Annotated in this window: 10 protein-coding genes; 8 read left to right on the top strand and 2 right to left on the bottom strand. The window is 45.1% G+C overall.

The genetic code is table 11. From position 1 onward, the window contains the following. Nucleotides 1–3: 3 nt before the first annotated feature. The 8 genes from GJS45_RS08830 to rffA all read left to right on the top strand — a co-directional run bounded on the left by GJS45_RS08830 (nucleotide 4) and on the right by rffA (nucleotide 7,554). Nucleotides 4–906 carry a 4-hydroxy-3-methylbut-2-enyl diphosphate reductase gene (locus GJS45_RS08830; RefSeq protein WP_162341110.1) on the top strand — a complete coding sequence of 301 codons (903 nt, stop codon included), beginning with the start codon at nucleotides 4–6 and terminating at the stop codon, nucleotides 904–906. A 129-nt stretch (nucleotides 907–1,035) separates the two neighbouring features. Then, nucleotides 1,036–2,397, top strand: a complete 1,362-nt coding sequence (locus GJS45_RS08825; RefSeq protein ID WP_162341109.1) for a Na(+)-translocating NADH-quinone reductase subunit A — start codon at nucleotides 1,036–1,038, stop codon at nucleotides 2,395–2,397. A 4-nt stretch (nucleotides 2,398–2,401) separates the two neighbouring features. After that, on the top strand, nucleotides 2,402–3,604 hold the full coding sequence (locus GJS45_RS08820) for an NADH:ubiquinone reductase (Na(+)-transporting) subunit B (RefSeq protein WP_162341108.1): 1,203 nt from the start codon (nucleotides 2,402–2,404) through the stop codon (nucleotides 3,602–3,604). Then, nucleotides 3,591–4,358 (top strand): NADH:ubiquinone reductase (Na(+)-transporting) subunit C, encoded by a 768-nt coding sequence (gene nqrC / locus GJS45_RS08815; RefSeq protein WP_162341107.1) that lies wholly within the window; start codon nucleotides 3,591–3,593, stop codon nucleotides 4,356–4,358. The genes GJS45_RS08820 and nqrC overlap by 14 nt, the downstream gene beginning before the upstream one ends. A 26-nt stretch (nucleotides 4,359–4,384) precedes the next feature. After that, nucleotides 4,385–5,068 carry an NADH:ubiquinone reductase (Na(+)-transporting) subunit D gene (locus tag GJS45_RS08810; protein ID WP_162341106.1) on the top strand — a complete coding sequence of 228 codons (684 nt, stop codon included), beginning with the start codon at nucleotides 4,385–4,387 and terminating at the stop codon, nucleotides 5,066–5,068. Between the two features lie 12 nt (nucleotides 5,069–5,080). Further along, nucleotides 5,081–5,692 (top strand): NADH:ubiquinone reductase (Na(+)-transporting) subunit E, encoded by a 612-nt coding sequence (gene nqrE / locus GJS45_RS08805; protein ID WP_162341105.1) that lies wholly within the window; start codon nucleotides 5,081–5,083, stop codon nucleotides 5,690–5,692. Nucleotides 5,693–5,796: 104 nt separating this feature from the next. Continuing rightward, nucleotides 5,797–6,423, top strand: coding sequence for a DUF502 domain-containing protein (locus GJS45_RS08800; RefSeq protein ID WP_162341104.1), 627 nt, complete (start codon nucleotides 5,797–5,799; stop codon nucleotides 6,421–6,423). A 3-nt stretch (nucleotides 6,424–6,426) separates the two neighbouring features. Beyond that, the gene (rffA, locus tag GJS45_RS08795; protein WP_162341103.1) at nucleotides 6,427–7,554 is read left to right on the top strand and encodes a dTDP-4-amino-4,6-dideoxygalactose transaminase; all 1,128 of its coding nucleotides are present in this window, start codon (nucleotides 6,427–6,429) and stop codon (nucleotides 7,552–7,554) included. Between the two features lie 77 nt (nucleotides 7,555–7,631). Here the strand turns inward: rffA and trxA are convergent, their stop codons facing one another. Then, nucleotides 7,632–7,952 carry a thioredoxin gene (gene trxA, locus GJS45_RS08790; RefSeq protein WP_162341102.1) on the bottom strand — a complete coding sequence of 107 codons (321 nt, stop codon included), beginning with the start codon at nucleotides 7,950–7,952 and terminating at the stop codon, nucleotides 7,632–7,634. 92 nt (nucleotides 7,953–8,044) lie between these two features. After that, nucleotides 8,045–12,331: a DNA polymerase III subunit alpha gene (gene dnaE / locus GJS45_RS08785; RefSeq protein WP_162341101.1), complete on the bottom strand. Its 4,287-nt coding sequence runs from the start codon at nucleotides 12,329–12,331 to the stop codon at nucleotides 8,045–8,047. Nucleotides 12,332–12,413: the final 82 nt, after the last annotated feature.

Below are 12,413 nucleotides of genomic sequence, written 5' to 3'. Positions count from 1 at the left end.
TTTATGGAAGTTACGATAGATAAAAATTCAGGATATTGTTTTGGTGTGGAATACGCCATAAAGATGGCCGAAGATGAAATGGTTGACGATCGGAAATTGTATTGTCTTGGGGATATCGTCCATAATGATATGGAAGTAAGACGATTGAGCAACAAAGGTCTGGTGGTGATTGACAGGGAAGATTTACGTTGTCTTCACGATTGCAAGGTTCTAATCCGGGCACATGGAGAGCCACCGGAAACCTATCGCATGGCCATTGAAAACAACATTGAATTAATCGATGCCTCCTGTCCGGTGGTATTGAAGCTACAGCACCGGGTAAAAACCGCCTTCGATAAAATGCAAAACCAGGAGGGGCAAATCGTTATTTACGGAAAAAAGGGGCATGCCGAGGTTATTGGTCTCACCGGTCAAACCCTTGAAAAAGCCATCGTGGTGATGGATGATGAAGACCTTGAACAAATTGATTTTTCAAGGCCGGTGACATTATTTAGCCAAACCACAAAAAGCACCAAAGGCTTTTATGCGCTGAAACAAAAAATCGAAGAGCGAATTCGAGAAGCCAAAGGACATATGGAAGAGCTGGATTTTAATGCCAATGATTCCATCTGCAGGCAGGTATCCAACCGGGAACCTCAATTACAAAAATTCTCCGAGGAAAATGATGTGATCATCTTTGTATCTGGCAAAAAAAGTTCGAACGGTAAGGCCCTTTATCAGGTCTGCAAAGGGGTAAATTCCAGGAGTTATTTTGTCGAAAATGAGCAAGATATAAACCGAGAATGGATCATGCCTGAAGATAAGGTGGGCATTTGCGGAGCTACTTCTACTCCTATGTGGTTGATGGAGCAAGTAAAGGAACACATCCTGTTTCTGGATACGCCCTCGGTGGAAGCGCAATTATAAATAAGAGTAAAAGAGTTGGGCGGCCGTTCAATATTTGATAAATAAACACGGAATTAGCTTCTAATAACTAATGTAATTTATTAGATTTGAGGCGTTTTTCATAGGATCATATAGTTTCAAAAATTAAATATGTCAAAACAAATCAAGCTTAAAAAAGGGTTTGATATACGCCTGGTTGGTAAAGCCGAAAAAAAGATCGGTGATTTTCAGCCTGTCAAAACCTTTGCCATCAAACCTACAGACTTCATCGGAATGCGACGGCCAAAGGTCATCGTCAGAGAAGGTGATACGGTAAAGGCAGGTTCTCCTATTTTATTCGATAAGAAATTGGAAAAAGTGCAATACGTAGCACCTGTTTCCGGGGAGATTGTTGAAATCAAGCGAGGAGAAAAAAGAAAATTGCTGGAAATTAAAATCCTGGCAGACAGCGAAATCAATTTTGAGAATTTTGAAAGATTCACCGAAGCCGATATTGCTGCGGCCAGTAGGGAAAAACTGGTGGATCACATGACCGCTACGGGAGTATGGCCTCAAATTATTCAACGCCCTTACGGAGTTGTAGCTGATCCGGAGGACGAACCCAAGAATATTTTTATCTCCTGTTTTGATACCCACCCATTGGCTCCGGATTATGATTTCCTCCTTAAAGGTCAGGCCAACTACTTTCAGGCTGGTATCAACGTGCTGAAGAAACTTACCAAGGGCAGTGTCTTTCTGGGACTTTCCGGTGAGTCTAAATCATCCGAAATGGCGAGCATTCAGGGCGTGGAAACCAATTATTTTTCCGGCCCTCATCCTGCCGGAAACGTAGGGGTTCAAATTCACCACATTGCTCCCATCAATAAAGGCGAAACGGTTTGGACCCTAAACCCCTATGGGGTAGTCCAAATCGGGAAATTGTTTACGAATGGTCACTATGATGCCTCCAAGCTAATTGCATTAACGGGGTCCGAGATAAAGACCCCTGTTTACGCCCAAACCTATATTGGAAGCTGTGTGGATAGCTATGTGGCTGGAAATACGAACTCGGATAACGTACGGGTGGTGTCGGGAAACGTGTTGACTGGCGAGAAAATTAAGCGGGATGGATACCTTGGATTTTATGATCACCAGCTGACCACCATTCCAGAAGGAGATTATTATGAATTTCTGGGGTGGATGAAACCTACTACGGAAAAACTGAGCTACCACAAGGCGCTCGGTCTGCTGTCCTTTTTACATCCAAAAAAGGAATATGCCCTGGATTCCAATGTGAGAGGAGAAGAACGAGCTTTCGTCCAAACAGGTGTTTTTGAAAGTGTGACCCCAATGGATATCTATCCGGTATACCTTCTAAAAGCTATCATGGCAGAAGATTTTGATGAAATGGAGGAGTTGGGAATTTATGAGGTAATCGAGGAGGACCTGGCACTTTGTGAATTTGTGGATGTTTCCAAACACCCGGTGCAGGAAATAGTTAGAAAAGGTATAGAACTCATTCAATTTAGTTAACCATATGAAGTTTTTACGTGACCTGTTGGATAAGCAGAAGCCCCTTTTTCAAAAGGGAGGAAAATTAGAAAACCTCTATTACTTGTATGAGGCTGGAGAAACATTTCTGTTTTCTCCCAAACACACAACAGCACCCAGAGGGGCACAGGTGAAGGACGCAATCGATTTGAAGCGGATGATGATCACCGTGGTGATCGCCATGGTTCCCTGTTTGTTATTCGGTATTTACAATACCGGCCATATGCACTACCTCGCAGTAGGTGAAGCGGCGAGTTTTGGAGATAAGTTTATACTGGGACTAACGCTGGTATTGCCGATCGTTATCGTCGCCTATGCGGCCGGAGGGTTGGTGGAAGCTACCTTTGCTGTGGTCCGGAAGCACCCGATTAATGAAGGTTTTTTGGTGACCGGAATGTTGATTCCTCTGGTGGTTCCTGCTACGACACCGTTATGGCAGGTCGCACTCGCTACCATTTTTGCAGTAGTGATTGCCAAAGAGGTTTTCGGCGGAACGGGTATGAATATTCTTAACGTGGCCATGACAGCCAGGGCCTTTTTGTACTTTGCGTATCCTGCCCAGATTTCAGGCGATCAGGTTTGGACCTACCTGGGTGATAAAACACCAGTAGATGGATTTTCAGGTGCTACCGCCCTTTCCGTTGCGTATCAATCCGGCCAAGAAGGGGTAGATGCCGCTTCTAATCTTGCCAGTCACAATTCGGCAATCATGGATAATATGTTTGGCTTTGCTAACATGTTTTTCGGATTTATTCCAGGTTCCATTGGGGAAACATCCACATTAATGGTCCTATTAGGGGCAGCGATTCTACTGTTCACCGGCGTGGCTAGTTGGAAGATAATGCTGAGTGCGTTTGGCGGCGCCTATATCATGGCTGCTATTATGCAATTGTTGGCGGTAAACGAATTCATGGCGATGCCGGCGCATTATCACCTGGTGATGGGAGGAATTGCCTTCGGAATTGTATTTATGGCAACAGATCCGGTTTCGGCTGCTCAGACGGAATCCGGAAAGTGGGTTTATGGCTTACTGATCGGTGTACTTACGATCATTATCAGGGTGACAAATCCTGCCTATCCGGAAGGAATCATGCTTGCGGTGTTGTTTATGAACGTATTCGCCCCGCTGATCGATCATTATGTAGTAAAAGCTAACAAGAAAAGGAGGTTACAACGTGCAACAGTCTAACGCTTACATCATCACATTTTCAATAATCCTGACCGTAGTTTTGGGATTATTGCTTTCCGGAACCGCTGAGGTATTGAAGCCCATACAGAAAAAGGCTGAGGAACTAGACACCAAAAAGCAAATTTTAGGTGCCGTGATCGCGGCCGATGAAATTGATGCCATGGAGCCTGAGGAAATCAATACCTTTTACCAGAATCGAATTTCTTCGAAGGTGGTGAATATAGAAGGAGAAGAGGTAGAAGAGCAGGATGGAGCGCAGGTAACTGCCGAAACCATCGATGTGGGAAAAAACTATAAGAAGGCACCGGAAGACAGGTTATATCCTGTATTTATTTTCCAGGAAGAAGGAAACGAAGATGCTGTTGCCTCTTATATCTTTCCTGTATATGGAAACGGGCTGTGGGACAATATTTGGGGATACCTGGCCTTACAAACGGATATGGAGACAATTGAGGGGATTACCTTTTCTCATGCCGGGGAAACCCCGGGACTAGGTGCTAGAATAACCTCCACTGATGTTCAGGAGCGATACAAAGAAAAGTCCATATACGATGAAAGTGGCGAATTGGTATCGGTAGTGATGCAAAAAGGAGAAGGTAAAGACTACTCCGGAGATCCGCATAAAGTGGATGGCTTGTCAGGAGCTACCATTACGGCCGACGGGGTAAATAGAATGTTGAAAAGCTATCTGGAGCATTACAAGGCTTACATGGAAAAGAATAAAGAAGGTTCTTCCAGAATGGCATCCAATTAATTTGAACGTTTCAATAGAACAACGATATGAGTACAGACACTGCTGAAAAAGAAATAGCTTTAAAAGAGTCAGAAGCGCTTCTTTCGAAAAGAAGGAAGAAGCTAATGACCGACCCTTTGGTAGATGACAATCCCATAACCATTCAGGTGTTGGGTATTTGTTCTGCGCTAGCGGTTACCACCCAGATGCAGCCTACCTTGGTCATGGCATTATCAGTGATTTTTGTCATGGTAATGGCCAATTTGTCGATATCCCTGTTAAGGAATAAAATCCCAACCAGGGTGAGAATCATCGTACAGTTGGCAGTGGTAGCCTCTTTGGTTACCCTGGTAAATGAAGTATTGCAGGCCTTCGCTTACGATATGTATAAGGAATTGTCCGTTTTTGTAGGCTTGATTATCACCAACTGTATTGTGATGGGACGCCTGGAAGCCTTTGCGCTTGGTAATAAACCATACGATTCGATACTGGACGGATTTGGAAGTGCGTTGGGATACTCGTGGATTATTCTGACAGTGGCCTTTTTCAGGGAATTATGGGGATCAGGTTCGCTATTTGGCATTCCTATTTTCGATGGAATATCCAGCCTTTTTGGTTCCGACTTCCAGTTGGCTACCAATGGCTTAATGGTATCTCCGGTAGGGGCCTTTATTATTCTAGGCCTGCTGATTTGGGTGCAGCGCACCAAGACTGGTTATGTGGAACATTAAAAGTTAGAAGGAATGGAATTATTTAACTTAGCAATACGGTCAATTTTTATTGACAACATGGTTTTTGCCTATTTCCTGGGGATGTGTTCGTTTTTGGCGGTGTCCAAAAAAGTGAGCACGGCTCTGGGCCTTGGTGCTGCTGTAATTTTCGTTTTGACGATTACCGTGCCGCTCAATTGGCTTTTGAATGAATTTATATTGAAAGAAGGTGCATTGTCCTTTTTGGGAGCATCGTTTGCCACGATCGACCTTACCTTTCTACGGTTTATCATGTTTATCGCCATCATCGCCGCCATGGTTCAATTGGTGGAAATGGTCGTTGAGAAGTTCGCGCCGGCACTTTATGGTGCACTGGGTATTTTTCTTCCTTTGATTGCGGTAAACTGTGCCATCTTGGGAGGGTCGCTTTTTATGGCGCAAAGGGACTATACCCTGGCAGAGGCTACGGTTTATGGATTTGGTTCCGGAACGGGATTCTTTCTTGCCATTGTGGCGTTAGCTGCCATTCGGGAAAAATTGAAGTATTCAAACGTCCCTAACGGTTTGAAAGGTCTCGGTATTACCATGCTGATCACCGGGCTTATGGGGATCGCCTTCATGTCCTTCATGGGAATAGATTTGTAATATTCCGTATACAGACTCTATTTGGTACAAATTGTAAAACCCTGTTCACTTTTTTTGAGAGCAGGGTTTTTTTCTTTCTTTACTACTTTTAACTAACAACCGCCATGGCAGATTTTACATCAAAGCGAATTTTAGGCTACTTTCTGCGAGGATTGCTTTTTGTCGTACCCTTTTTTCTGACGGGATACATTATCATACTTACGGTTCAATTTCTCGATAACATTATCCCGGTAAACATTCCAGGATTGGGAATCCTTGTCATGTTGGTCTTCATAACGCTGGTAGGGTACCTGACAAGTATTTTTATCACCAAGTCTATTTTTGAAGAGCTGGAAAAAATCGTCTTTAAAATTCCCTTGGTGAATATCCTTTATACCAGTATCAAAGACCTGATGTCCGCTTTTGTGGGAGATAAGAAAAAATTCAATACTCCGATCATCGTAAAATTGTCTGAAAATACCTCTCGCCTGGGTTTCATGACTCAGGATGACCTCAACGTTCTTGGGGAGGAAGATTTGGTAGCTGTATACTTTCCTCATTCCTATAATTTCAGTGGAAACCTGTTTCTGGTTCCCAGAGCGAACGTGACGCGCTTGAAAAATGTAAACAGTACCGAAATCATGAAGTTTATTGTATCGGGAGGGGTCTCTCAGTTGAATTACTACAAAAACCCGAACAAAGCGAAGGATCAGCATGGTCAGGAGCCGGGGTTATCTTCCAAGGGACTTTGATATATGTATTCGATCCCGTTTAATCAGCCCTATGTAACCGGTAACGAATGGGTATACGTCCAGGATGCACTGGCACAAGGCAGGTTATCCTCGAATGGGAAATACACTTATAAATGCCAACAATTTTTTGAGAGCACATTTGGATTCAGGAAAACCTTTCTGACACATTCCTGTACACAGGCACTCGAAATGGCAGCCTTGCTGCTAAACCTTGGACCTGAGGACGAGGTGATTTTGCCAAGCTATGCGTACGTAAGTACCGCCAATGCTTTCGCACTCCGTGGATGCCAGCTGGTATTTGCCGATAGCCGACCCGATTATCCGGGCATTGATGAGACCAAAATCGAAAGGCTTATCAACAGCCGAACCCGCGCAATCGTACTGGTCCATTATGGTGGGGTAGCATGTAATATGGAGCCGATCCTTGATTTGTGCAACAGGTATGACTTGTTTTTGATTGAAGATGCGGCAGCGGCGTTGGATGGGTATTACATGTCAAAGGAGGGTGATGCCCGTCCGCTGGGTAGTATGGGAGATTTTGCGACCTTTTCTTTTCACGAAACGAAAAATATCAGTTGCGGAGAAGGTGGGCTGTTGGTGGTCAATAACCCATCGTTTTTCCAGGAGGCAGATTGGGTGTGGAACCGGGGGACCAATCGTTCTGATTTTGACAAGGGAAATCGCTCCTCGTACGAGTGGGTACGATTAGGCTCCGCTTTCGGCCCCTCGGAAATCGCTGCTGCCTGGCTTTGGGCGCAGTTGGAAAACCTGCCTGCCATTCAGAAAAAAAGAGCAGCGGTATGGTATTGGTATCAATCGCATCTTAGGGAAGTTTTACCTTCGTTTTCCAGCCAATTGCCTAAGATCCCCACCTTTGCCAGGCAAAATTTCAATACCTTTTACTTGTTGATGGATCAGCCCCGGGACCGGGAGGACTTGATAGCGTATTTAAAATCCAAAGGGATCCTTTCGGTGTTTCATTACCGATGCCTGCATCTGAGTCCCTATTTTAGGGATAAGTACCAGGGAAAGCCCCTGGTACAGGCGGAAAAATACCAGGAAAGATTGCTCCGGTTACCTGTTTTTGCCGATCTCGATGTCAACCAATTGGAAAAAGAATTGATTTCCTGAATGACCGGTAAAGCAGCCAAAAAAAGGGCCTTTTTCGAGAAAAGGCCCTTCTTCATTCCGTAAATGATGTAAGAATATTATATCTGTGCTTCTAATTTATCTGCGAGTACCGATTTAGGAACGGCACCGATAACTTTATCTACTACTTTACCTTCTTTAAATATTAGCAAGGTTGGGATGCTTCTGATGCCAAATTGCGAAGGAACACCTGGATTGGCATCTACATCCATTTTAGCAATGGTGGCCTTTCCTTCGTAATCTCCTGCCAGTTCTTCTACTATCGGACCGATCATTTTACACGGTCCACACCATTCTGCCCAAAAGTCTACCAAAACCGGATGTTCTGAATTGATGATTTCTTCAAAGTTGGTATCTGTAACTTCAATTGCTTTTGCCATCTTATTGTAATTAAAATTTTGAAAATATATATCTTAATCAGATTATCATCTGATTAGTTCCATCAGATGTCCATATTTTCCGCCGACCCTACTTAAATGATTTTATAGGCCACCTCCGGAAGCTTTTCCAGGGCCTGGATTAAATCATTGGATGGGTCTATCTTATACCGGGACGACATGAGGTCCAGCGTTATATTTTCTTTATTGTCAATGATATTGATGTAGAGTTTTGCCTCCCCCTGGTACTTTTTGCTGATCTCTTCGAGTTTTTCCATCAAGTCCAGGCTAAGGTCATCCAGGTCTATATGCACCCGGACTCCTTTGATCATGCGGCCTCGGATTTCATTTAATAAGGTCATCTGATTGATCTTAAACTCATATTCTCCCGGTTTGTATTTATTAGGGTGTACACTGCCGGAAAGGTATAAAAACCATCCGGTCATGAAATACTGTTTAAATTTCACGTAATCTTCTCCAAAAAGGAAGAAGGTGTGTGCCCCCTGATAATCCTCCAGGCTGAGTGTTCCAAATGGTTTTCCGTTCTTGGTAGTACGGTGAGCAAAGGAAGTGACAGCCCCTGCCAATTTTATTTCGCCTTTGTTTTTTACCTGGGAGAGATCCGTTAATTCCGGTAAACTGGTATTGGTAAAAGCTTCTATTTCTACCTTGAACTGATCCAGCGGATGGCCGGAAATGTACAGCCCCACGACTTCTTTTTCGATATTGAGCTGCTGCAACTGGCTAAAGGGCTCCAGTGGAGGAATGGTGGGGAGTGGAATATCGGTTCCATTTCCTCCGCCAAACAACGACACCTGAGAACTTTCCTCTTCCTGGATTACCTTTTGGGCGTATTTTACGGCTTTTTCAAGCAGGCTGGCTTCTCCGTCGGCAGCCTCCAGATATTGCCTGCGGTGAAATTCGCTGAAGCAGTCATAGCCACCGGCCATGGCCAGCACTTCCATGGTTTTTTTATTTACCGCCCGAAGGTTGACCCGTTTGGTAAAATCAAAAATATTTTTGTAGAGCCCCGAGGCTTCCCGTTCTTCGATGATGGCCTGCACTGCTGCATTTCCGGTTCCTTTGATCGCGGCCATGCCGAAGCGTACCTGCCCTTCCATATTTACCGTAAAGTCACTTTTGGATTCGTTTACATCCGGCCCTAATACCTGTATGCCCATTCGCTTGCACTCCTCCATAAAGAAGGTTACCTGAGTGATGTCATTCATGTTATTACTCAGTACCGAAGCCATGTATTCGGCCGGATAGTGGGCCTTCAAGTAGGCCGTTTGGTAAGCTATCCAGGCATAACAGGTAGAGTGCGATTTGTTAAACGCGTAGGAAGCAAAAGCTTCCCAATCTTTCCATATTTTTTCAAGCTTTTTGGAATCGTGCCCTTTGGAAGCCGCCTGGTCGATGAATTTGGGTTTCATCTTGTCCAGTACATCCTTTTGTTTTTTTCCCATGGCTTTCCGAAGAACGTCCGCTTCGCCCTTTGTGAAACCCGCTAGTTTTTGGGAGAGTAGCATCACCTGCTCCTGATAGACCGTAATTCCGTAGGTTTCTTCCAGGAATTCTTTCATATCCTCCAAGTCATAGGAGATGGCTTCCGTCCCATGTTTTCTTTTGATAAAGCTGGGGATGTATTCCAGTGGTCCCGGACGGTACAAGGCATTCATGGCAATCAAGTCGGCAAATACAGTGGGTTTAAGCTCCCTCATATACTTTTGCATGCCAGCAGATTCGTATTGGAAAATGCCAACGGTCTCCCCTCTTTGAAACAGTTCGTAGGTCTTCTGATCGTCTATGGGGAAATTTTCAGGATCCAGCTGAATGCCATGTCGCTCTTGTATGATTCGAACCGCATCTTTTATGAGGGTCAGGGTTTTCAATCCCAAAAAATCCATCTTAAGCAACCCGGCATTTTCTACTACCGAGTTGTCAAACTGGGTACAGACCATGTCCGAATCCTTGGCCAATGCGACTGGTACAAAGTTCGTGATGTCATCGGGGGTGATGATGACTCCGCAGGCATGAATGCCGGTGTTTCGGACGGATCCTTCCAGCACCTTTGCCTGATTTACCGTTTTGGCACTGTCGTCATTGCCCTTGGAGATACGGATCAGTTCCAGGGCTTTATCCAGATTCTCGTTATTGTTTTTAAGTTTGGCGGAAAGGCGGGGACGGTCATTGGCAAGCTCAAAGAGGCTTTTTAATTTGATGTCAGGCACCAATTTGGCAAGCCTGTCTGCCTCTGATAGCGGTAGGTCCAACACCCTCGCCGTATCCCTAATAGCCGATTTGGCAGCCATGGTACCGTAGGTAATGATTTGTGCCACCTGATTGGCACCGTATTTTTCGATTACGTAATCGATCACCCGCTGACGCCCTTCATCGTCAAAGTCAATATCAATATCCGGGAGGGAAACCCGGTCCGGATTCAGAAAACGCTCGAACAGGAGATCATAGGCGATGGGGTCTACATTGGTAATGCCCACACAAAAAGCCACCGCCGATCCAGCCGCCGAGCCCCGGCCCGGTCCTACCGAGACACCCATATCCCTGGCGGCCCTGGTAAAGTCTTGAACGATCAAAAAATAACCGGGATATCCTGTCCTTTCTATGGTTTCCAATTCGAAATCAAGCCGCTCCTTGATTTCATCGCTGAGGGTTTTGTATCGCTTTTTGGCTCCTTCGTAGGTAAGATGCCTTAGGTAAGCATTTTCACCCCGGTTTCCTCCATCCACCTTATCTTGGGGAGCAATAAATTCTTCAGGAATGTCAAACTTTGGCAGCAATACCTCCCGGGCTAATTGGAAGGGTTCTATTTTTTTTACAATCTCATTGGTACAGGCAATGGCTTCCGGAAGGTCTGCAAAGAGTTTTTTCATCTCCTCCGGACTTTTGAGGTAAAATTCTTCATTCGGAAAGCCATAACGGTATTCCCGCCCCCTTTTGCCAACGTATTTTTTGGGTTTTGCTACCAATTCGCCATCCTTTACACAAAGTAAAATATCGTGCGCTTTTGCGTCTGTTTTGGTATTGTAGTAGCTATTATTCGCGGCAAAGTAGGGAACCTGGTACTTAGCTGCCCATTGCAATAATACCTCATTGACCTTTTCTTCTTCGGGAATGCCATGGCGGTTTAGCTCGATGTAAAAATCCTCGCCAAATTGGTCCAGCCACCAGACAAATGCCTCCTCTGCCTGGGTTTCTCCTACGTTAAGGATGAGGTACGGAATTTCTCCCCACAGTCCCCCGGTGGTAGCAATGATGTCTTCCTTGTATTCGACGAGCAGTTCCCGGTCGATTCGGGGCAAATAGTAAAACCCTTCAATATTTGCGTAGGAAGAGAGTTTGGCCAGATTGTGATAGCCTTTTTTGTTTTTAGCCAACAGTACCGTTTGGAATCCATCGTCTTTGTTGGTCTTATTTTTCCGATCCCGGCAGAGGTTAAATTCACAGCCAATTATGGGAGTGATTCCCTGATTGTAAGCCTCCCTTACAAAGTGAAAAGCACCCATCATGTTGCCATGGTCGGTCATGGCCAGTGCGGGCATGCCCAGTTGTTTGGCCCGCTGTATGGCCACGGGTATTTCGGAAGTGGCCTGTAAGATGGAAAACTGGGTATGGACATGCAAGTGGCTGAAAGGAACGCCTTCCAGGTCCGAAATATCTGCCCCGTCAGCTGCCTTTAATACTTTTTTGGCCGCGGTTTTTTCATCGTCTTTGGCTGCGGCAAAGTTGGCCTCGTCCAGATCAGGAGCCTCATACAGGACTTCTTCCAGTGAGAACCCTTCTGCAGGAGGCAACACCCTTTCCTTAATCAGGCCAAAAAAACATTTGGCGGTAGCGTCCACATCATAAGCAGCATCGTGGGCATCTCCAAAACCCTGCCCAAACAATTTGGTATGCAGTTCCAGCAAGGTAGGCCATTTGTATTTGCCGCCTTTCCCACCAGGTATGGCGCAGAAATCGGTGGAAAGGTCCTTGGTATCCAGGCTTTCTTTTTCCAATAAGTTACCGGGCCTTTTTGCCCGCAACATTTCAGCACCTACCACATTGATATCAAATCCAATGTTATGCCCCACCAGGAAGCGGCACTTTTCAAGGTCCTTTTCAAACGCCTCCAATACCTGCTCCAGTTCGTGACCATCTTTTAGCGCTCGTTGGGTAGAAATCCCGTGAATTTTTTCGGCATTGTAGGGAATGGTAAAGCCCTCTGGCTTAACTATAAAATTCTGCTGGGAAACTAATCCGCCCTTTTCATCATGTAACTGCCAGGCCAACTGGACCAGCCGTGGCCAGTTGGCCAGATCTGAAATAGGAGCATTGTAGTCTCTGGGAAGCCCGGTGGTTTCGGTATCAAATATTAAGTACATCTGGCTTGGATTATTGAATTTCGAAGTAAATTCCCGTTTCCGGATTCACATTTAAAAATACATGGAATCCAGTGGATCTTCC

This window comes from Cyclobacterium salsum (assembly GCF_010119245.1).
GTDB classification, from domain to species: domain Bacteria; phylum Bacteroidota; class Bacteroidia; order Cytophagales; family Cyclobacteriaceae; genus Cyclobacterium; species Cyclobacterium salsum.
Note: the sequence above shows the minus strand (reverse complement) of the source record. Positions and strands in the feature narration are given on the sequence as shown.